Here is a 20037-nt window from a genome sequence, read left to right as displayed (position 1 = left end):
TCCATCCCTCACGAGCATCTGCACTGGAATCTGCATGGCCTGGAACGACCCCGACTGGGGCAAGAAAACGACTGGCGGTCCGCCGGATCTGGATGAACTCTGGCGCAATTTCAACGCCCGGCTGAACCGCATGTTCGGCGGCAAGGGCGGCGGGCGCCCCCCTGCCGGGGAAACGGGCCAGCCGGGCTTCCGGGGCGCGCCCCTGCTCATCGCCCTGATCCTGGCGATCTGGCTGGGCAGCGGTTTTTACATCGTCAATGCGCGCGAGCGGGGCGTGGTACTGCGCTTCGGCAAGTTCGTCGAGCTCACCATGCCGGGACCGCGCTGGCATCTGCCCTATCCCATCGAGACAGTGGAGATCGTCGATGTCGAGGGCAACCGCATCACCGAGATCGGCTACCGCCAGAACGTGCAGAACAGACAGGCCCACGAGGCGACCATGCTCACCGGCGACAAGAGCATCGTCAACGTGCTGTTCGCGGTGCAGTATCGCGTGACGGATCCCCGGCAGTTCCTGTTCAACAACCAGATCGGCGACGATCAGGCCTACGTGCGCCAGATCGCGGAAAGCGCCATGCGGGAAGTGGTGGGCAAGACCAAGATCGACTCGGTGCTGTATGAAAGCACGCAGGTGGCCAACAAGGCGGGCGAGCTCATCCAGCAGATGCTGGAGCGTTATCAGTCCGGCATCACGGTGCAGAACGTGACCATCAGCCAGGTCCAGCCGCCCGAGCAGGTGCAGGCGGCGTTCGACGATGCCAACCGCGCCGATCAGGACCGCAAGCGGATGCGCAGCGAGGGCGAGGCCTACGCCAACGACGTGATTCCCAAGGCCAAGGGTACCGCCGCGCGCCTGCTGCAGGAGGCGGAAGGCTACCGCCAGAGTGTGATCGCCAATGCCGAGGGCGATGCGGCACGCTTCCGCGCCCTGGTGGCGGAATACAACAAGGCGCCCGCCGTGACCCGTGACCGGCTCTATCTCGAGGCCATGCAGCAGATCCTCAGCAACACCACGAAAATCGTGGTGGACCAGAAATCCGGCGGCAGTCTGCTTTATCTGCCCCTGGACAAGCTCATGCAGCAGGCCGCGCCCGAGGCTGCCACGACGGCGTCCAAACCTGCCGCCACGCCGGAGGCGCCCCGCGCCACCGCGGACGACACCCGCATGCGTGAACTGCTGCGCAACCGGGAGGGCCGCTGATGAAGCCCAATGCCGCAACCTTGCTCGTCGCGGGACTGGTCCTGCTCGTGCTCGCGAGCTTCACCCTGTTCACCGTGGACCAGCGCCAGAATGCGCTGGTGCTCCAGCTGGGCGAGATCGTCTCCGTCAGGACGCAGCCCGGCCTGTACTTCAAGGCGCCCCTGGTGCAGAACGTGATCTACGTGGACCGGCGGGTGCGCACGCTGGATACGCCGGATTCCGACCTCATCATCACGGCGGAAAAGATCAACATGCTGGTGGATTCCTTTGTCAAGTGGCGCGTGGCCGACGCCCGCCAGTACTACGTGAGCGTGCGCGCCGACGAGAAGAGCGCCGAGGCGCGCCTGCTGCAGCTGGTGCGCGACGGTCTGCGTGCGGAATTCAACAAGCGTACCGTGGATGACGTGGTCTCCGGCCAGCGGGAACAGGTGATGGAGAGCCTGCGCGCCAACGTGGACCGTGAGGCGCGAGCCCTGGGCATCCAGGTGGTGGACGTGCGGCTCAAGCGCGTCGACTATTCGGAAAAGGTGGCCGATTCGGTGTACGAGCAGATGCGGCAGGAGCGGGTGCGCGTGGCCAACGAGCGCCGATCCACCGGCGCGGCGGAAAAGGAAAAGATCCAGGCGGACGCCGACAAGCAGCGCCAGATCATCATCTCCGAGGCCTATCGCGATGCCCAGCGCATCAAGGGCGAGGGCGATGCCAAGGCCGCCGCCATCTATGCCCAGGCCTATTCCCTCAACCCGGAGTTCTACGCCTTCTACCGCAGCCTGGATGCCTACCGGGAGAGCTTCAAGAACCGCAGCGACATCCTGGTGCTGGATCCCAACTCCGAGTTCTTCAAGTACTTCAGGAACCCCGGCCGGGGCGCCAAGTAGGGCCATGGGAGTGAGTCTGCTCATGGCCGTGGGGCTGATGCTGGTGCTGGAGGGGGTGCTGCCCTTCGCCGCCCCGGGCCTCTGGCGTGACGCCTTCCGCCGCCTTACGGCCCTGAGCGACGGCCAGCTGCGCTTCATGGGCCTGTTGTCCATGCTGATCGGTCTCGCGCTCACCTGGCTCGCCGCCTGAACCATGCATACCTGGCTGCTGCCCGAGAACATCGAGGACCTTCTGCCGCCCCAGGCCTGGCAGCTGGAGCAGGCACGGCGCACCGCCCTGGATCTGTTCGCCAGCCACGGCTACCAGCTGATCCAGCCGCCCCTGATCGAATTCCTGGAGTCGCTCCTCACCGGCACCGGGCGGGACATGCGCCTAGACACCTTCAGCCTGGTGGACCAGTTGAGCGGGCGCCCGCTGGGGGTGCGTGCCGACATCACGCCCCAGGCGGCGCGCATCGATGCGCATCTGCTCAACCGCCAGGGTGTGACCCGCCTGTGCTATGCGGGCAGCGTGCTCCACACGCGCCCCGCGGCGGTGGACGAGAGTCGCGAGCCCTTCCAGGTGGGCGCCGAACTGTTCGGCCACGCTGGGCTGGAAGCCGATCTGGAAATCCAGCGCCTGATGCTTGCGCTGCTGGCGCGGCTCAAGCTTTCCGGTGTGCTGCTGGCCCTGGGCCACGTGGGCATCTTCCGGGCCCTGGCGCGCCGCGCGGGTCTCGACGGGGAGCGGGAGGCGGATCTGTTCCAGGCACTCCAGATGAAGGACGTGCCCACCCTGCGCGAACTGGCGGCGGATCTGCCGGGGGAGATCCGCGATGCCCTGCAGGTGCTGCCCAATCTCTACGGCCCCCGCGCGATCCTTGAGGAGGCCGCGAAACGGCTGCCGGCCTACCCGGAAATCGGCGCGGCCCTGGATGCCCTGCAGACCCTGGCCGATGCCCTGCAGGAGGAGGGCACGGCGCTCCATTTCGATCTGGCCGAACTGCGCGGCTACCACTATCACAGCGGCGTGGTGTTCGCGGCCTACCTGCGCCAATGCCCGCGCGCCGTGGCCCAGGGGGGACGCTACGACGGCGCCGGCAGGGTGTTCGGCCGCGCGCGCAGCGCCACCGGCTTTTCCATGGATCTGCGCAACCTGCTGCCCCTGCTGCCCGCGCCCGCGCTGCGCGGCGCCATCCTCGCCCCCTGGGGCGGGGACCCGGCGCTGCGGGCACGCATCGAGGAACTGCGCGCGGCGGGCGAGGTGGTGGTGGTGGAATTGCCGGGGCAGGAAGCACACCGTGCCGAATCGGGTTGCGACCGCCAGCTGGTGGCCCGCGAGGGGGGCTGGCAGGTGGTGGCCCTGGCACGCGACGCATGACATCGATGAAACAGGGAGAGGACAGGCGCTCATGACGAGAAACGTGGTGGTGATCGGCACCCAGTGGGGTGACGAAGGCAAGGGCAAGATCGTGGACTGGCTGACCGATCGGGCCCAGGGGGTGGTGCGTTTCCAGGGGGGGCACAACGCCGGCCACACCCTGGTGGTGGGTGGCAGGAAAACCGTGCTGCACCTCATTCCCTCCGGCATCCTGCGCGAGAACGTGCGCTGCTACATCGGCAACGGTGTGGTGGTCTCGCCCCAGGCGCTGATGGAGGAAGTGGACATGCTGGAGCGGGCGGGCATCGACGTGGTGAGCCGGCTCACCATTTCGGAAGCCTGCCCCCTGATCCTGCCCCACCATGTGGCATTGGACCATGCCCGCGAGGCGGCCAAGGGTGCGGCCAAGATCGGCACCACCGGGCGCGGCATCGGCCCCGCCTATGAGGACAAGGTGGCGCGCCGCGCCATCCGCATGAAGGATCTGTTCCACCGCGACCTGTTCGCGGCCAAGCTGGGCGAGGTGCTGGATCTGCACAACTTCATGCTGAAGAACTACTACCACGCGCCCACCGTGTCCTTCCAGCAGACCCTGGACGAGACCATGGCGCTGGCCGAGCGCATGCGGCCCATGGTGGGCGACGTGCCGCGCCTGCTCTACGAGGCCAACAGGGCCGGGCAGAACCTGCTGTTCGAAGGCGCCCAGGGCACGCTGCTGGACATCGACCACGGGACCTATCCCTATGTCACCTCCTCCAACTGCACCGCGGGGGGCGCCGCCACCGGCGCTGGTGTCGGTCCCCACACCCTGCATTACGTGCTGGGCATCACCAAGGCCTACACCACACGCGTGGGTTCCGGTCCTTTCCCCACGGAGCTGTTCGACGAGGCGGGGCGTCATCTGGCGGAGCGGGGCCACGAATTCGGCTCCACCACGGGGCGCGCGCGCCGCTGCGGCTGGTTCGATGCCGCCGCACTCAAGCGTTCGATCCAGATCAACGGCGTGTCCGGGCTGTGCGTGACCAAGCTGGACGTGCTGGATGGCATGGAAACCCTGCGCCTGTGCGTGGGCTACCGCCTGCCGGGCGGCACCAGCGACATCCTGCCGGTGGGCGCCGAGACGCTGGCGGAATGCGAGCCGATTTATGAGGAAATGCCGGGCTGGAAGGAGAGCACGGTGGGCATCCGCCGCTACCAGGACCTGCCGGCTGCGGCGCGCAATTATCTGAAGCGCATGGAAGAACTGTGTGAAGTGCCGGTGGATATCATCTCCACCGGGCCGGACCGGGAGGAGACCATCGTCCTGCGTCATCCCTACGACTGATGCCGGCAAAGAAAAAGGGCGGTTGGTGAACCAACCGCCCTTCGTGTTTTGGTGCCCAGGAGAGGACTCGAACCTCCACAGTGTTGCCACCGCTAGGACCTGAACCTAGTGCGTCTACCAATTCCGCCACCTGGGCAAGAGTCGCAATTGTAATGAAAAAGAGACCGATGTCAATGAAGAAGAAGCCCGCAAAACTGCCGGCCGTGCGTCTGGCCGATCCCTATTACGAGCGGGAGAAGGAAAAGTACGGTCATCCCCTTCCCAGCCGCGAATACATCCTGCAGAAGCTGGAGGAACACGGCGTCCCCATTCCGTTCGAGGCGTTCGCCCGGCTGATGGGCATCCAGCCCGACGAGATGGACATTTTCGCGCGGCGCATCGACGCCATGGAGCGTCAGGGCCAGCTCATGCGCAACCGCAAGGGGGCGCTGTGCATGGTGGACAAGCTCAACCTGATCAAGGGCCGGGTGCAGGGCCACCCCGATGGCTTCGGCTTCGTGGTGCCGGAAGCCGGCGGGGAGGACGTCTTCCTCTCGCCCCGGGAAATGCAGGGGGTGATGCACGGCGACCTGGTGATGGTGCGCGTCACGGGCACGGATCGCCGCGGCCGCCCAGAGGGCACCGTGGTGGAGGTGCTGGAGCGTGCCAACAAGCGCGTCGTGGGCCGCCTCATGGCCGAGCGCGGCATCCTGTTCGTGGTGCCCGAAAACAAGCGCATCACCCAGGATATCCTGGTGGAGCCGAAGGGCGCCGGCAAGGCCAAGCCCGGCCAGGTGGTGGTGATCGAGCTCACGGAACAGCCGTCGCGCTACGGCCAGCCCATCGGCCGCATCGTCGAGGTCCTGGGCGACTATGGCGATCCGGGCATGGAAATCGAGATCGCCGTGCGCAAACACAATCTGCCCTACGAATTCTCCCGGGAGATCGAGCGCCTGTGCAAAAAATTTCCCAAGGGTGTGCGCAAGGAGGATCTCGCCGGCCGCGAGGACATCCGCGACCTGCCCCTGGTGACCATCGACGGCGAGACCGCGCGCGATTTCGACGATGCCGTGTATTGCCAGAAACGCTGGCGCGGCTGGCGGCTGGTGGTGGCCATCGCCGATGTCAGCCACTATGTGCAGCACGGCGACCCCCTGGACCGGGAGGCGCTAAACCGCGGCAACTCGGTGTACTTCCCGCGCCGCGTCATCCCCATGTTGCCCGAGGTGCTCTCCAACGGCCTGTGCTCCATCAATCCCCAGGTGGACCGGCTGTGCATGGTGTGCGACATGGAGATCAGCGGCAGCGGCGAGATCAAAAAATACCGCTTCTATCCCGGGGTGATGCACTCCCATGCCCGGCTCACCTACAACCAGGTGTGGGACATGCTGCAGCATCCCCGGGGCGAGACCGCCCGCAACCATGCCCAGGTGCTGCCCCATCTGCAGAACCTGCACAAGCTCTACCAGGTGCTGGCCAAGGCGCGCGCCAAGCGCGGCGCGATCGACTTCGAGACCATCGAGACCCAGATGATCTTCAACGACCAGGGCAAGATCGAACGCATCGTGCCGGTGGAACGCAACGACGCCCACCGTCTGATCGAGGAGTGCATGCTGGCGGCCAACGTGTGTGCGTCAGATTTTCTCCAGCGCCACAAGCACCCCGCCCTCTACCGCATCCATGAAGGGCCGACGCCGGAGAAGCTGGAGGCCCTGCGGGAATTCCTGAAGAGTTTCGGCCTCACCCTGGGCGGCGGCGACCATCCCCATGCCAAGGACTACGCGAAACTGCTCGAGAAGATCAAGGGCCGGCCCGACGCCCAGCTTTTGCAGACCGTCATGCTGCGCTCCCTGCAACAGGCGGTGTACAGTCCCGACAACGTCGGGCATTTCGGCCTGGCCTACGAGTCCTACACCCATTTCACCTCGCCCATCCGGCGCTATCCCGATCTGCTCATCCACCGTGCCATCAAGGCCGTGCTGGCGGGTCGGCAGTACCAGCCCGGCGACTGGCACGAGCTGGGCATGCACTGTTCCATGACGGAGCGGCGCGCCGACGAGGCCACCCGCGACGTGGAACAGTGGCTCAAGTGCTACTACATGCAGGACAAGATCGGCGAGGAGTTCGAGGGCACCATCAGCGGTGTCACCAGCTTCGGCCTGTTCGTCGCCCTCGATGGCGTGTACGTGGAGGGCATGGTGCACGTGTCCGAGCTGGGCAACGACTATTTCACCTTCGACGCCGCCCAGCACCGGCTCATCGGCGAACGCACCCACAAGGTGTACCGCCTGGCCGACCGGCTGCGCGTGCGCGTGGCCCGTGTCAGCCTGGAAACCAGCCGCATCGACTTCGTGCCCGTGGATACCGGTATCGAGGCCGGGGGCGAGGGCAGGGCGCGTAGCGGCAAAGGCCGCGGCCGTGCCGAATCCCGCCAGGGCGGGCCCGCGGGCGGTGAAGCCCGGCAGAAACGCAGGCGCCGCGGTTCATGAGCCAGACTTCCCTCATCTATGGCTTCCATGCCGTGTCGAGCCGGCTGCGTGCCCATCCGGCCAGTATCCAGGAGATCTATCTCGATGAGGCGCGCCAGGACAAGCGCGCCCAGGCCCTGCTGGCGTCCGCCCGGCAGGCCGGGGTGCGGGTGATTCTGGTGGAACGGGCGCGCCTCGATGGCATGGCGGGGCGGGCGTCCCATCAGGGTGTGCTGGCGCGGGCGCGGCCGGTGCCGCTGCCGGTGCATCTGGACGACGTGCTGGCCAACCTCACGGAGCCCGCGCTGCTTCTCGTTCTGGACGGCGTGCAGGATCCCCACAATCTGGGCGCCTGCCTGCGCGTGGCCGATGCCATGGGCGCCCATGCCGTGGTGGCGCCCCGGGACCGCGCCGTGGGCCTCAATGCCACCGTGCGCAAGGTGGCCAGCGGCGCCGCCGAGACCGTGCCTTTCATCCCGGTCACCAATCTCGCCCGCAGCCTGCGCGAGCTCAAGGACCAGGGGGTCTGGCTGCTGGGCGCGGCGGGGGAGGCGGAGCAGGACCTGTTCCAGACACGTCTCGCCGGCCCGCTGGCCTGGGTGCTGGGCGCGGAAGGCGAGGGGCTGCGCCGCCTCACGCGGGAGCTGTGCGACGAGCTGGTGCGCATTCCCATGTTCGGCACAGTGGAAAGCCTCAACGTCTCGGTGGCGGCCGGCATCTGCCTGTACGAAACCCGGCGCCAGCGCCACGCCGCCTGAGCAAACTCCTCCCGGGCCGCCCCGAGGCTGCGGCAGTCCGGTATAATTCCGAATTTTCCGCGCTTTCGGGTGACGCATGGGTGGCAAGACCCTCTACGACAAGCTTTGGGATGCCCACGTGGTGCACGTCGAGGAAGACGGCACCACGCTGCTCTACATCGACCGTCATCTGCTGCACGAGGTGACCAGTCCGCAGGCCTTCGAGGGATTGCGCATCAACCACCGCAAACCGTGGCGGGTGGAGGCCAACCTGGCGGTGGCCGATCACAACGTGCCCACCACGCGCCGCGACGCGGGCATTTCCGATCCCGTGTCCGCGCTGCAGGTGGAAACCCTGGACAAGAACTGCGAGACGTTCGGCATCACCGAGTTCAGGATGAACGACGTGCGCCAGGGCATCGTGCACGTGGTGGGGCCGGAGCAGGGAGCCACCCTGCCGGGCATGACCGTGGTATGCGGCGATTCCCACACGAGCACCCACGGCGCCTTCGCGGCGCTCGCCCATGGCATCGGCACGTCCGAGGTGGAGCATGTGCTGGCCACCCAGTGTCTGCTGCAGAAAAAATCCAAGTCCATGCTGGTGAAGGTGGAAGGCAGGCTTGCCCCCGGCGTCAGTGCCAAGGACGTGGTGCTGGCCATCATCGGCCGGATCGGCACCGCGGGTGGCACGGGCTATGCCATCGAATTCGCCGGCAGCACGATCCGCGAGCTGTCCATGGAAGGACGCATGACCGTTTGCAACATGGCCATCGAGGCGGGGGCCCGTGCCGGCATGGTGGCGGTGGACGACAAGACCATCGAATATTTCCGCGGCCGGCCCTTCGCGCCCAAGGGCGAGATGTGGGAGCGGGCGGTGGCCTACTGGCGCACCCTGGTGAGCGATCCGGATGCGCGCTTCGACAAGGTGGTGGAAATCGACGGCAGTGCCATCAAGCCCCAGGTCACTTGGGGGACCTCTCCGGAGATGGTCACCACCATCGACGGTCGGGTGCCGGATCCGGCGCAGGAACCGGATCCCGTCAAGCGCGCCAGCATGGAACGGGCGCTTGCCTACATGGGGCTGGAACCGGGCACGCCCATCACGGACATTGCCATCGACAAGGTGTTCATCGGTTCCTGTACCAATTCCCGCATCGAGGACCTGCGCGCGGCGGCGGCCGTGGTCCGGGGGCGCCGTGTGGCCAGGAACGTCAAGCTTGCCATGGTGGTGCCGGGCTCCGGGCTGGTGAAGCGTCAGGCGGAAGCGGAAGGGCTGGACCGCATCTTCATCGAGGCGGGCTTCGAATGGCGTGAACCCGGCTGCTCCATGTGCCTGGCCATGAACGCGGACCGGCTGGAGCCCGGCGAGCGCTGCGCTTCCACTTCCAACCGCAATTTCGAGGGCCGCCAGGGACCTGGCGGCCGCACGCATCTGGTGAGTCCTGCCATGGCTGCGGCGGCGGCGATCGCCGGCCACTTCGTGGACGTGCGCACCTTCATGGAAACGCCCCGCGACGCGGCCTGATTCATCGAGGAGAGCCTGTCATGAAGAAGCTGAGCCTGCTGTTCCTGCTACTCGGGATGGTGTCCCTGTCCGGCTGCAATACCATCGAAGGTATGGGCAAGGACATCAAGAAGGGCGGCGAGATCATCGAGAAGGCGGCCAAGTAGTGGAACCCTTCGTGCGTCTCAACGGGCTGGTGGCGCCCCTCGACCGCGCCAACGTGGACACCGATGCCATCATTCCCAAGCAGTTTCTGAAGTCCATCAAGCGCACGGGTTTCGGGCCCAACCTGTTCGACGAGTGGCGCTATCTCGACCACGGCGAGCCGGGCATGGACAATTCCAAGCGGCCTCTCAATCCGGATTTCGTGCTCAACCAGCCGCGCTATCAGGGCGCACAGATCCTGCTTGCCCGGGAGAACTTCGGCTGCGGCTCCAGCCGCGAACACGCGCCCTGGGCACTGCTCGATTACGGCTTCCGCGCCATCATCGCGCCCAGCTTCGCCGACATCTTCTACAACAACTGTTTCAAGAATGGCCTGCTGCCCATCGTGCTGGATGCGGCCGTGGTGGACCAGCTGTTTCGCGAGACCGAGGCGCAGGAGGGTTATCGCCTCGACATCGATCTCGCGGCCCAGACGGTGACCACGCCGTCCGGTCAGGTCTTCCGCTTCGAGGTGGACGAATTCCGCAAATACTGCCTGCTCAACGGGCTGGACGACATCGGTCTGACCCTGCGCCACGTGGACAAGATCCGGGCCTACGAGGAGCGGCGCAGGATCGAGGCGCCGTGGCTGTTCAGCTGAAGGCTGCGCCATGGAAGGCACAGCCTGCTAGGGAGATTTTTCGATGAAGATCGCAGTCCTACCGGGCGACGGCATCGGCCCGGAAATCGTCGCCCAGGCGGTGAAGGTGATGCAGGCCCTGGCCCGCGACGGCCTGGCCCTGGAACTGGAGGAGGCACCCATCGGCGGGGCCGGTTATGACGCGGCGGGGGACCCGCTGCCGGAAGCCACGCTCCAGCTTGCCAAACAGGCGGACGCGGTGCTGCTGGGTGCAGTGGGCGGTCCCCAATACGACAGTCTGCCCCGGGACAAGCGTCCGGAGCGCGGCCTGCTGCGCATCCGCAAGGAACTCAACCTGTTCGCCAACCTGCGCCCGGCGGTGCTCTATCCCGAACTGGTAGGGGCGTCCACCCTGCGTCCCGAGGTGGTGTCCGGTCTCGACCTGATGATCGTGCGCGAGCTCACGGGTGACGTGTATTTCGGTCAGCCGCGGGGCATCGAGGTGCGCAATGGCGAGCGGGTCGGCTTCAACACCATGATCTATTCAGAGTCGGAGATCCGCCGCGTGGCCCACGTGGCCTTCGGCATCGCCATGAAGCGCAGCCGCAGGCTGTGCTCGGTGGAAAAGGCCAACGTCCTCGAGTGCTCCGAACTGTGGCGTCAGGTGGTGACCGAGGTTGCCCGCGACTACCCGGAGGTGGAACTGTCCCACATGTACGTGGACAACGCCGCCATGCAGCTGGTGAGGAATCCGAAGCAGTTCGACGTGATCGTCACCGGCAACATCTTCGGCGACATCCTCTCGGACGAGGCGGCCATGCTCACCGGCTCCATTGGCATGCTGGCCTCTGCGTCCCTGGACGACCAGGGCAAGGGGCTTTACGAGCCCATCCACGGTTCGGCGCCGGACATTGCCGGGCGGGACGTGGCCAATCCCCTGGCCACCATCCTGTCGGTGGCCATGATGCTGCGCTACAGTCTGAACCAGGAGGACGCCGCGCGTCGCGTTGAGGAAGCGGTGCGCAGGGTGCTCGCCCAGGGTTTGCGCACGGCCGACATCCATACCGAGGGCACGAAGAAGGTCTCGTGCAGCGCGATGGGTGACGCGGTGGTCGCCGCGCTGTAAGGGACTGCCATGGCTACACGGAGATCCAGCGCAAACCCAGATCGGGCCGGTGGGATTTCCGTGTCTTTCGGCGAATCCGATTTCAGGAGAAACGAGTCATGATGAAGGTAGGCTTTGTCGGCTGGCGCGGCATGGTGGGTTCGGTACTCATGCAGCGCATGCGGGAGGAGAAGGACTTCGCACTCATCGAGCCGGTGTTCTTCACGACCTCCAATCCGGGTGGCAAGGGTCCGGACGTGGGCAAGGAGGTGCCGCCTCTCAAGGACGCCCAGGATCTCGCTGCCCTGAAGGCCATGGACGCCATCGTCACCTGCCAGGGAGGAGACTACACCAAAGATGTCTATCCCCGCCTGCGTGCGGCCGGCTGGCAGGGCTACTGGATCGACGCCGCTTCCACCCTGCGCATGCAGGACGACGCGGTGATCATCCTCGACCCGGTCAACCGGAGGGTGATCGACGCCGCCCTGGCACGGGGCATTAAAACCTATGTGGGCGGCAACTGCACCGTCTCGCTGATGCTGATGGCCATCGGCGGCCTGTTCGAGCAGGGCCTGGTGGAGTGGATCAGTCCCATGACCTATCAGGCCGCCTCCGGTGCGGGCGCGCGCAACATGCGCGAACTCATCCAGCAGATGGGGGCCATCCACCAGGAGGTAAAGGATCTGCTCGACGATCCCGCGTCGGCGATTCTGGAAATCGACCGCAGGGTGACGGATTTCATGCGCTCCGACCGCTATCCCCTGGATGCCTGGCCGGTGCCCCTTGCGGGCTCGCTCATTCCCTGGATCGACGCGCAGCTGGAAAGCGGCCAGAGCAGGGAGGAGTGGAAGGCCCAGGTGGAGTGCAACAAGATCCTTGGGCGCAGCGACCATCCCATTCCCATCGACGGTCTGTGCGTGCGCATCGGCGCCATGCGCTGCCACAGCCAGGCCCTCACCATCAAGCTCACACGCGATGTGCCCCTGGCCGACATCCACGACATCATCGCCGCCCACAATGCCTGGGTGAAGGTGGTGCCCAACGAGCGAGAGATCACCATGCGTGAGCTCACGCCGGCCGCGGTGAGCGGTACCCTGACGGTGCCCGTGGGCCGGCTGCGCAAGCTCAACATGGGACCGCAGTACCTGTCCGCCTTTACCGTCGGGGACCAGCTCCTGTGGGGCGCCGCCGAGCCCCTCCGCCGCATGGTGCGCATCCTGCTGGAACGGTAATTCCTGTCGTCACACCCGCCCGGGGTGGTGCGCCCCGGGCGTGTCCTTGCGGGGATCAGCATGAAATACGACGTTTGCGTGGTCGGCCCGCGCACCCTGGTGGGGGAGACCCTGCTGGAAATCCTGGAAGAACGGGCGTTCCCGATCAAAGATCTGCACCTGCTCGATACGGGCGATGGCGTCGGGGAGACGGTGAGCTTCAAGGGCACCGACTACAGCGTGGGCGATGTCGCGGAATTCGATTTCGCCAGGGTGCGCCTCGCCTTCTTCTGCACCGATGCTGCGACGGCCCGGGAGCAGGTGCCGCGGGCCGCGGCGGCCGGCTGTCTGGTGATCGATGACAGCGAAGCCTTCCGCCGCGAGCCGGACGTGCCCCTGGTGGTGCCGGAGATCAATCCGGACGCCCTGGCCACGCTGCCGCCGCGGGGCGTCATTGCCAGTCCCAATACCTGCGCCACCCTCCTGGCCCTCACCCTCAAGCCGGTGCGCGATGCCTTCGGACTGGAGGCGGTGCGGGTGGTGACCTTCCAGTCCGTCTCCGGTACCGGGCGGGCGGCGGTGGAGGAACTCGCCCGCCAGTCCATGGCCCTGTTCAACCAGAACCCGCTGGAATGCGAGGTGTATCCCAAGCAGATTGCCTTCAACCTTCTGCCCCAGATCGGCAGTGAGGATGCCACGGGTTACACCACGGAGGAGCGCAAGCTGATGGAGGAGACGCGCCGCCTGCTGGAGCTGCCGGATCTGCCCATGGATGCCACCTGCGTGCGGGTTCCCGTGTTCTACGGCCATGCCCTGGTGGCACAGGTGCGCACCCAGCGTCCCCTGAGCCGCGAGGCGGCCCAGCGCCTGTTCGACGTGGCCCCGGGCATCGTGCTCTACGACCGGCCGGAGCCCGGCGGCTGTCCCACGCCCGTGGTGGAAGCGGCCACCAACGATCCGGTGTTCGTGGGCCGGGTGCGTCTCGCGGCTGCAGAAAATGCTAAAGGAATCACCTACTGGGCCGTAGTTGACAACATGCGCAAGGGTGCTGCGCTCAATTGCGTGCAGATTGCCGAAAAGTTAATCCAGAATCTCCAGAATTTGCCGCTGATGTAATGTGGTGCATCAGCTTGCATCCATAACTATTTGATGTTACCGTGGATAACCCGGCCAGGACATTCATGAGGGTGGCATGAAACCTAAACATACTCTAAAGCATTGGCTGATCGCGGGCGCGCTGTTGACCATGCCCTGGGCGTCCCATGGCGCGGGACTGGGCAACATCACGGTGATTTCCGCACTGGGCCAGCCCCTGCGCGCCGAAATCGATTTGATCGCCGTGCCCAAGGACGAGGTGGATCTCCTGGTCGCCAAGCTGGCCTCGGCCGAGGAATACCGCCGGGCCGGACTGGACCGGGCGGAAGGTCTTTCCGGCCTGCGTTTTTCCGTGGAAAAGCGTCCCAATGGCCAGCCTTACCTCAAGGTCACCTCCCTGCAGCCGGTGAACGAACCCTTCCTGCAGCTGCTCGTCCAGCTGGAATGGCCTGCCGGGCGCGTGCTGCGCAATTACACCCTGTTGCTGGATCCGCCGGGCCTGCAGGAGCGGCCGGCCGTCGCCGCCGTCACCGCCCCCAGCGTGGCCGCGCCCGCGGCGGAGCCGGCGGTGGTGCCGCCCAGGGCCGAGCCTGTGCCGAAACCCGCGCCCGCAACCCGGCCGGCGCAAAAGGCGGCGCAGAAGGCTGCCCCCGCGGCCGAAGCCCGCAAGCCCGAAGCTCCGAAGCCCGAGCCCAAGCCGGAAGTCCTGGTCCGGGCCCAGCCAAGCCTCACCCCGGCCGAGCAGACCTTCCCCCGTTTCGACGAAGGGCGTGAAGTCGCGCCCGCGCCGGCGCCTGCCGCCCAGGCTCCGGCAGCCGCCGAACCGAAGACCTACAAGGTCAAGCCGGGTGACACCCTGGCGCGGATCGCCCAGCAGTTCAAACCGGAAGGCTACAGTCTCGAACAGATGCTGGTGGCGCTGTTCGAGGCCAACCGCCCGGCCTTCGAGGGCAACAACATGAACCGCCTCAAGAGCGGGCAGATCCTGCGTGTGCCCGAAGGGGCCGAGGTGGGCGCCGTCAGCCGCAACGAGGCAGTGCGGGAGGTGAAGGCTCACGCGGCGGACTGGAACGCCTATCGCCAGAAGCTCGCCGCTGCGGCAGCCAGCCAGCCCGCGGAAGCGGCCCAGGAGGTATCCGGCAAGATCACGGCCAAGGTGGAAGAGAAGGCACCCAAGGCTGCCGAAGGGCCCAGGGACGTGCTCAAGCTGTCCAAGGGCGAAACGCCCGAGGCCGGCAAGGGCGCAGCCGCAGCCGGCGCGCGTGCCGGGGCCGAGCTCAAGGATCTCCAGGAGAAGCTCAATGCGGCCCAGGAAGAGGCGGCGGCCAAGGACAAGGCACTCAAGGAGGCCAATTCGCGCATCGCCGACCTGGAGAAAAACATCCAGGACATGAAACGTCTGCTGGAGGCCCAGAACCAGCAGCTCGCCGCGTTGCAGAAACAGGCCGCCGCCGCGAAACCCGAGGTGGCCAAACCCGAACCCGCCAAACCCGAGGCCGCCGCGCCCGCAGCCGTCGCGAAGGCGCCGGAAGCGGCCCCGCCCGCGGAAGCCGCCAAGCCTGCCGAAGCGCCCAAGGCCGAAGAGGCTGCCGCGCCCACGGAGGCGCCCAAGCCTGCGCAGGTGCCGCCCGCACCCAAGCCGCAGCCGGTGAAGAAGGCGCCCCGGGTGGTGGAACCGGTGCCCGAGCCTTCCTTCGTCGAAGAGCTTCTCGGCAACCCCCTCTACCTGGCCGGGGGCGGGGCCGTGGCCATCGGCGGCCTGCTTGCCGCCCTGTGGGCCGTGGGCCGGCGGCGCAAGAAGAGCCTCGCCAGCTTCGAGGATTCCATCATGACCGGCGGCGATCTCAAGGCCAACACGGTGTTCGGCAACACGGGCGGCGGTCAGATCGATACCGGCGATACCTCCTTCCTGACGGATTTCAGCCAGGGGGGCATGGGCGCGATCGATACCAATGACGTGGATCCCATCGCCGAGGCCGAGGTGTACATGGCCTATGGGCGCGACGCCCAGGCGGAGGAGATCCTCAAGGAAGCGATCAGCAAGGATCCCAGCCGCCACGAGGTGCAGCTCAAGCTTCTGGAGATCTATTTCGGCCGCCGCAACAAGGAAGCCTTCGAGACCGTGGCGAGCGAACTCTACGCGGCCACCGCGGGTCAGGGTCCGATCTGGGAGAAGGCGGCGGAAATGGGACGCAGCCTGGATCCGGACAATCCCCTGTATGCCGCGAGCGGTGCACCGGCGACCAGCCAGGCGGGCGCGGCCATGGCCGGGGCGGCTGCCGCCGCCACCGCCGCGGCGGCAGCGGCAACACCTGCCCAAGAGGGCGGCGCGCCGCCGCTGGATTTCGCCCTCGATCTGGATACGGCCGGCGGCATGCCCCTGGATCAGGCCACCGTGCCGGGCGGGCTCGCCACGGAGGTGCCGCTGGAGTTCAACCTGGACACCGCCGCCCCGGAACTGGCGCAGGCTGCCGCGGAAGCGACGGCGCCCGCCGGCAACGCGCCAGCCAGCGAGGCCGAGCAGGGGCTGGCTTTCGATCTCGACACCATCATCCCCAAGGCGGTGGAGAAACAGGAAGGTCAGGCACCGGCCGGGGAGGAACTGTCCCTCGAACTGCCGGAGCTGGGTGAGCTGGCTGCGCCGGGCGGGCAGGCGTTGGCTGAGGCTCCTGCCGAGACGCCCGCGCAGGCCCCCGCAGAATCCCTGGAAGGGCTGGACTTCAACTTCGAATTCGAGACGCCCACCGAAGCGGCGCCGGCCGCCGAGCCCACCACCGAGGCTCTGCTGCCGGAGCTCGATCTGTCCGGTTTGGAGCTGGAAATGCCGGGCGAGATGGCGCGCGAGCTGGCGGAGGCGCCCGCCCCCGCGGCCGAGGGTGTGGCGCTGGAGGAGGCCGTCACGGTGGCGGGCACGCCGGGTGAGACGCCGGTCCCCGACACCTGGGAGGAAGCCTCCACCAAACTCGACCTGGCGCGTGCCTACATGGAGATGGGCGACAGGGAAGGCGCGCGGGAGATCCTCGAGGAAGTCATCCAGGAGGGGGGTCCCGAACAGCAGGCCGACGCCCGGAAACTGCTGGCCAGTTTGGCGTAAACTTCCCAACGCTTCCGTCGGGCCGGGGCCGCGCAAGCGGCCCCGGGCGTTTTTCCCATCTGTTTCTGCGACGATTCCGGCGCCATGCTCCATCCCGCTACCGTGCTGGGCCTCTGGATGGCCTTCGTGCTCGCCCTGCCCCGTTTGAGTGGCGCAAGTCTTGCCCTGGCCGGAGGGGGCCTGCTGCTCGCAGCACTCGCCCAGCCTGCCGCGCGCGGTCATTTTTTGAAGCTTGTGCGGCGCAGCCGCGTGTTGCTGTTGATGCTGGCGCTCGTCTATGGCGCCGCCACGCCGGGCCAACCCTTGATCGAGGCGCTCCCCTGGAGCCCCAGCGTGGCAGGGCTGGCGGAAGGCTTGCTCCAGGCCGCGCGCCTGGCCCTGATTCTGGCCAGTCTGGCCTGGGTGTGGGCGCGTCTGGGCCGCGCGGGGCTGATGAGCGGCCTGTACGCCGCGCTCATGCCCCTGGCGCGCGTGGGCGTGCCGGTGCAGGCCTTCGTGGTGCGCCTGGCCCTGGTGCTCGAGCAGGAACCGCCGGTGGCACGCCTGCGGGGCGGGGGGCTTGCCGGCCTGTGGGAGGCGCCGCCCGCAGGCGGGGCCGACCGGGTGGTGATCGAACTGGCGCCCTTCAGCTGGCGTGACGGCGTGGCGCTGGCGGCAGCGACCCTCGTGCTGGCGGGGCTGCTGGCGTGAGGATCGCCCTGGGCGTGGAATATGACGGCAGCCGGTTCTGCGGCTGGCAGACCCAGCCCGCGGGCTGCGCCGTGCAGGATGTCCTCGCGCGGGCCGTGGCCGGCATCGCCGGCCATGCCGTGCAGCTCATTGCGGCGGGGCGCACCGATGCCGGCGTGCATGCCGTGGCCCAGGTGGTGCATTTCGACACTGAGGCCAGGCGTCCCGATACGGCCTGGGCGCGCGGCGTCAACGCCCTGTTGCCCGCCAGCGTGGCGGTGCGCTGGGCGCGTGTCGTGGGGCCGGGCTTTCATGCCCGCTTTTCCGCCCGGGGACGGCGCTACCGCTACCTGCTGCTCAACCGGCCGACACGGCCGGGCCTGCTCGCCGGCCGGGTAGGGTGGTATCACGCGCCCCTGGACGTGGCGGCCATGGCCGAGGCGGCGCGACATCTGCTGGGCGAGCACGATTTCAGCGCCTTCCGCGCCGCGGAATGCCAGGCCCGCTCACCGGTGCGCACCCTGACCCGCCTGGACATCCGCCGGGAAGGGGAGGTGGTGGTATTCGACTTCGCCGCCAATGCCTTCCTCCATCACATGGTGCGCAACCTGGTGGGCTGTTTGGTCTATGTGGGGGCCGGCAAGCATCCGCCCGGCTGGCTGGCCGAAGTGCTGGCAGGGCGCGACCGCCGTCTGGCCGCCCCCACCTTTGCCCCGGATGGCCTGTATTTCACGGGTGCCGACTACGACCCGGAATGGGGGCTGCCTGCGCCCGAGGACGCTTTTACCTTCACCCCTGGAGCGCTGATGTGCCGACCCGTGTGAAGATCTGCGGCATCACCCGCCCGGAGGATGCCCTCGCGGCAAGCCAGGCCGGGGCCGATGCCATCGGTCTGGTGTTCTATGAAGCCAGTCCGCGCCACGTGGACCTGGAGCGGGCGCGCGCCATCCTCGCGGTGCTGCCGCCCTTCGTGACCACGGTCGGGCTGTTCGTGAACGCGCCGGCGGAGGCGGTGCGCGCGCTGCTGGCGGCGCTGCCGCTGGATCTTTTGCAGTTCCATGGCGACGAGACGCCGGAATACTGCCGCGCCTTCGGGCGTCCCTACCTGAAGGCGGTGCGGGTCCGGCCGGGGGTCGATCTGGTAGAATGGGCGGCCCGTTTCGCCGACAGCCGGGGGCTCCTGCTGGATGCCTTCGTGGAGGGTGTGCCGGGTGGCACCGGGCGCAGCTTCGACTGGTCGCTGATCCCCGCCGGGCTGCCCCTGCCCGTCGTGCTGTCGGGCGGACTCGATGCCGCCAACGTGGGCGAAGCCATCCGGCGCGTGCGCCCGTGGGCGGTGGATGTCTCCAGCGGCGTGGAGGCCGCCAAGGGAATCAAGGACGCGGCGAAGATCGCGGCGTTCATGCAAGGAGTGCGCAATGCAGATGTATGACCTGCCGGATGAGCGCGGCCATTTTGGTCCCTACGGGGGAATCTTCGTCGCCGAGACCCTGATGGAGGCGCTGCAGGAGCTCAAGGAAGCCTACGAGCGCTACCGCTTCGATCCCGACTTCCAGGCGGAATTCACCCACGACCTCAAGCACTACGTGGGACGTGCCAGTCCCGTGTACTACGCCCGGCGCTGGAGCGAACATCTGGGCGGAGCGCGCATCTATCTCAAGCGCGAGGATCTCAACCACACCGGCGCCCACAAGATCAACAACACCATCGGCCAGGCACTGCTGGCCCGGCGCATGGGCAAGCGGCGGGTGATCGCCGAAACCGGGGCCGGCCAGCACGGCGTGGCCACGGCCACCGTGGCGGCCCGCCTGGGCATGGAGTGCGTGGTGTACATGGGGGCCGAGGACGTCAAGCGCCAGGCGCCCAACGTGTTCCGCATGAAGATGCTGGGGGCCACCGTGGTGCCCGTGGAGTCCGGTTCACGCACCCTCAAGGACGCCCTCAACGAGGCCATGCGCGACTGGGTCACCAATGTGGACAGCACGTTCTACATCATCGGCACCGTGGCCGGCCCCCATCCCTATCCCATGATGGTGCGCGATTTCCAGTCAGTGATCGGCCACGAGGCTTATGCCCAGATGCAGGAGCTGATCGGCCGGCAGCCCGATGCCGTCATCGCCTGCGTGGGAGGCGGCTCCAACGCCATGGGCATCTTTTATCGCTACATCCCGGAGGAAAACGTGCGCCTGATCGGGGTGGAGGCGGGCGGCCTGGGTCTGGAAACGGGCCGCCATGCCGCGCCCCTTGCCGCAGGGCGGCCGGGCGTGCTGCACGGCAATCGCACCTATCTCATGCAGGACGCCAACGGCCAGATCCTGGAGACCCATTCCATTTCCGCCGGCCTCGACTATCCCGGCGTGGGCCCCGAGCACGCCTGGCTCAAGGACAGCGGACGCGCCGAATACGTCACCGTCACCGACCAGGAAGCCCTGGCCGCCTTCCATGACCTGTGCCGCTTCGAGGGCATCATCCCCGCCCTGGAATCGAGCCACGCGCTCGCCTATGCGGCGAAACTCGCCCCCACCCTGAGCCGTGACCAGGTGCTGCTGGTGAATCTTTCCGGCCGGGGGGACAAGGACCTCAACACCGTGGCGGCCCTGTCCGGCATCACCCTCTGACCGGCAGCGA

At 67.3% G+C, this 20037-nt stretch carries 18 protein-coding genes and 1 tRNA gene; 18 read left to right on the top strand and 1 reads right to left on the bottom strand.

The genetic code is table 11. The features are described 5' to 3' along the window. Nucleotides 1–34: 34 nt before the first annotated feature. From hflK to ACZ42P_RS03065, 5 genes are read left to right on the top strand one after another with little or no spacing between them, the layout of a single operon-like run. The gene (gene hflK, locus ACZ42P_RS03085) at nucleotides 35–1201 is read left to right on the top strand and encodes an FtsH protease activity modulator HflK (RefSeq protein ID WP_464898639.1); all 1167 of its coding nucleotides are present in this window, start codon (nucleotides 35–37) and stop codon (nucleotides 1199–1201) included. Continuing rightward, the gene (gene hflC / locus ACZ42P_RS03080; protein WP_464898638.1) at nucleotides 1201–2079 is read left to right on the top strand and encodes a protease modulator HflC; all 879 of its coding nucleotides are present in this window, start codon (nucleotides 1201–1203) and stop codon (nucleotides 2077–2079) included. The genes hflK and hflC overlap by 1 nt, the downstream gene beginning before the upstream one ends. Before the next feature lie 4 nt (nucleotides 2080–2083). After that, on the top strand, nucleotides 2084–2269 hold the full coding sequence (locus ACZ42P_RS03075) for a DUF2065 domain-containing protein (RefSeq protein ID WP_464898637.1): 186 nt from the start codon (nucleotides 2084–2086) through the stop codon (nucleotides 2267–2269). A 3-nt stretch (nucleotides 2270–2272) separates the two neighbouring features. Continuing rightward, the gene (locus tag ACZ42P_RS03070) at nucleotides 2273–3439 is read left to right on the top strand and encodes an ATP phosphoribosyltransferase regulatory subunit (RefSeq protein WP_464898636.1); all 1167 of its coding nucleotides are present in this window, start codon (nucleotides 2273–2275) and stop codon (nucleotides 3437–3439) included. A gap of 31 nt (nucleotides 3440–3470) precedes the next feature. Then, nucleotides 3471–4763 carry an adenylosuccinate synthase gene (locus ACZ42P_RS03065; RefSeq protein WP_464898635.1) on the top strand — a complete coding sequence of 431 codons (1293 nt, stop codon included), beginning with the start codon at nucleotides 3471–3473 and terminating at the stop codon, nucleotides 4761–4763. Between the two features lie 49 nt (nucleotides 4764–4812). Here the strand turns inward: ACZ42P_RS03065 and ACZ42P_RS03060 are convergent. Continuing rightward, nucleotides 4813–4899 (bottom strand) — tRNA-Leu (locus ACZ42P_RS03060). A gap of 37 nt (nucleotides 4900–4936) precedes the next feature. Between ACZ42P_RS03060 and rnr the strand changes: the two genes are divergently transcribed. From rnr to trpB, 13 genes are all read left to right on the top strand, one after another. Then, entirely contained in the window at nucleotides 4937–7231 is a 2295-nt protein-coding gene (gene rnr, locus ACZ42P_RS03055) for a ribonuclease R (protein WP_464898634.1), read from the top strand. Further along, the gene (gene rlmB, locus ACZ42P_RS03050; RefSeq protein WP_464898633.1) at nucleotides 7228–7968 is read left to right on the top strand and encodes a 23S rRNA (guanosine(2251)-2'-O)-methyltransferase RlmB; all 741 of its coding nucleotides are present in this window, start codon (nucleotides 7228–7230) and stop codon (nucleotides 7966–7968) included. The genes rnr and rlmB overlap by 4 nt, the downstream gene beginning before the upstream one ends. A 76-nt stretch (nucleotides 7969–8044) precedes the next feature. Beyond that, nucleotides 8045–9472 carry a 3-isopropylmalate dehydratase large subunit gene (gene leuC / locus ACZ42P_RS03045; protein WP_464898632.1) on the top strand — a complete coding sequence of 476 codons (1428 nt, stop codon included), beginning with the start codon at nucleotides 8045–8047 and terminating at the stop codon, nucleotides 9470–9472. Nucleotides 9473–9492: 20 nt separating this feature from the next. Beyond that, nucleotides 9493–9618 carry an entericidin A/B family lipoprotein gene (locus tag ACZ42P_RS03040; protein ID WP_464898631.1) on the top strand — a complete coding sequence of 42 codons (126 nt, stop codon included), beginning with the start codon at nucleotides 9493–9495 and terminating at the stop codon, nucleotides 9616–9618. Further along, nucleotides 9618–10256: a 3-isopropylmalate dehydratase small subunit gene (leuD, locus tag ACZ42P_RS03035; protein ID WP_464898630.1), complete on the top strand. Its 639-nt coding sequence runs from the start codon at nucleotides 9618–9620 to the stop codon at nucleotides 10254–10256. The genes ACZ42P_RS03040 and leuD overlap by 1 nt, the downstream gene beginning before the upstream one ends. Before the next feature lie 43 nt (nucleotides 10257–10299). Next, nucleotides 10300–11361 carry a 3-isopropylmalate dehydrogenase gene (leuB, locus tag ACZ42P_RS03030; RefSeq protein ID WP_464898629.1) on the top strand — a complete coding sequence of 354 codons (1062 nt, stop codon included), beginning with the start codon at nucleotides 10300–10302 and terminating at the stop codon, nucleotides 11359–11361. A 101-nt stretch (nucleotides 11362–11462) separates the two neighbouring features. Further along, on the top strand, nucleotides 11463–12572 hold the full coding sequence (asd, locus tag ACZ42P_RS03025) for an aspartate-semialdehyde dehydrogenase (protein ID WP_464899356.1): 1110 nt from the start codon (nucleotides 11463–11465) through the stop codon (nucleotides 12570–12572). 60 nt (nucleotides 12573–12632) lie between these two features. Further along, nucleotides 12633–13667 (top strand): aspartate-semialdehyde dehydrogenase, encoded by a 1035-nt coding sequence (locus tag ACZ42P_RS03020; RefSeq protein ID WP_464898628.1) that lies wholly within the window; start codon nucleotides 12633–12635, stop codon nucleotides 13665–13667. Nucleotides 13668–13743: 76 nt separating this feature from the next. Beyond that, nucleotides 13744–16740, top strand: a complete 2997-nt coding sequence (locus ACZ42P_RS03015; RefSeq protein ID WP_464898627.1) for a motility hub landmark protein FimV — start codon at nucleotides 13744–13746, stop codon at nucleotides 16738–16740. A gap of 84 nt (nucleotides 16741–16824) precedes the next feature. Then, nucleotides 16825–17430 carry a hypothetical protein gene (locus tag ACZ42P_RS03010; protein ID WP_464898626.1) on the top strand — a complete coding sequence of 202 codons (606 nt, stop codon included), beginning with the start codon at nucleotides 16825–16827 and terminating at the stop codon, nucleotides 17428–17430. Beyond that, a complete protein-coding gene (gene truA / locus ACZ42P_RS03005; RefSeq protein WP_464898625.1) occupies nucleotides 17427–18233 on the top strand; it encodes a tRNA pseudouridine(38-40) synthase TruA in 807 nt (268 codons plus the stop codon). The genes ACZ42P_RS03010 and truA overlap by 4 nt, the downstream gene beginning before the upstream one ends. Then, entirely contained in the window at nucleotides 18164–18841 is a 678-nt protein-coding gene (locus ACZ42P_RS03000; RefSeq protein WP_464898624.1) for a phosphoribosylanthranilate isomerase, read from the top strand. Before truA ends, ACZ42P_RS03000 begins: the two co-directional genes overlap by 70 nt. Further along, a complete protein-coding gene (gene trpB / locus ACZ42P_RS02995) occupies nucleotides 18834–20027 on the top strand; it encodes a tryptophan synthase subunit beta (RefSeq protein ID WP_464899355.1) in 1194 nt (397 codons plus the stop codon). Before ACZ42P_RS03000 ends, trpB begins: the two co-directional genes overlap by 8 nt. The last annotated feature ends 10 nt before the right edge of the window (nucleotides 20028–20037 follow it).

This window comes from Thiobacter subterraneus (assembly GCF_055379455.1).
Note: the sequence above shows the minus strand (reverse complement) of the source record. Positions and strands in the feature narration are given on the sequence as shown.

Bases quoted from the DNA above. Each gene is read 5' to 3' on its own strand.
- hflK (WP_464898639.1), top strand. From the start codon at position 35: ATGGCCTGGAACGACCCCGACTGGGGCAAGAAAACGACTGGCGGTCCG.
- hflC (WP_464898638.1), top strand. From the start codon at position 1,201: ATGAAGCCCAATGCCGCAACCTTGCTCGTCGCGGGACTGGTCCTGCTC.
- ACZ42P_RS03075 (WP_464898637.1), top strand. From the start codon at position 2,084: ATGGGAGTGAGTCTGCTCATGGCCGTGGGGCTGATGCTGGTGCTGGAG.
- ACZ42P_RS03070 (WP_464898636.1), top strand. From the start codon at position 2,273: ATGCATACCTGGCTGCTGCCCGAGAACATCGAGGACCTTCTGCCGCCC.
- ACZ42P_RS03065 (WP_464898635.1), top strand. From the start codon at position 3,471: ATGACGAGAAACGTGGTGGTGATCGGCACCCAGTGGGGTGACGAAGGC.
- rnr (WP_464898634.1), top strand. From the start codon at position 4,937: ATGAAGAAGAAGCCCGCAAAACTGCCGGCCGTGCGTCTGGCCGATCCC.
- rlmB (WP_464898633.1), top strand. From the start codon at position 7,228: ATGAGCCAGACTTCCCTCATCTATGGCTTCCATGCCGTGTCGAGCCGG.
- leuC (WP_464898632.1), top strand. From the start codon at position 8,045: ATGGGTGGCAAGACCCTCTACGACAAGCTTTGGGATGCCCACGTGGTG.
- ACZ42P_RS03040 (WP_464898631.1), top strand. From the start codon at position 9,493: ATGAAGAAGCTGAGCCTGCTGTTCCTGCTACTCGGGATGGTGTCCCTG.
- leuB (WP_464898629.1), top strand. From the start codon at position 10,300: ATGAAGATCGCAGTCCTACCGGGCGACGGCATCGGCCCGGAAATCGTC.
- asd (WP_464899356.1), top strand. From the start codon at position 11,463: ATGAAGGTAGGCTTTGTCGGCTGGCGCGGCATGGTGGGTTCGGTACTC.
- ACZ42P_RS03020 (WP_464898628.1), top strand. From the start codon at position 12,633: ATGAAATACGACGTTTGCGTGGTCGGCCCGCGCACCCTGGTGGGGGAG.
- ACZ42P_RS03015 (WP_464898627.1), top strand. From the start codon at position 13,744: ATGAAACCTAAACATACTCTAAAGCATTGGCTGATCGCGGGCGCGCTG.
- ACZ42P_RS03010 (WP_464898626.1), top strand. From the start codon at position 16,825: ATGCTCCATCCCGCTACCGTGCTGGGCCTCTGGATGGCCTTCGTGCTC.
- ACZ42P_RS03000 (WP_464898624.1), top strand. From the start codon at position 18,164: ATGGGGGCTGCCTGCGCCCGAGGACGCTTTTACCTTCACCCCTGGAGC.
- trpB (WP_464899355.1), top strand. From the start codon at position 18,834: ATGTATGACCTGCCGGATGAGCGCGGCCATTTTGGTCCCTACGGGGGA.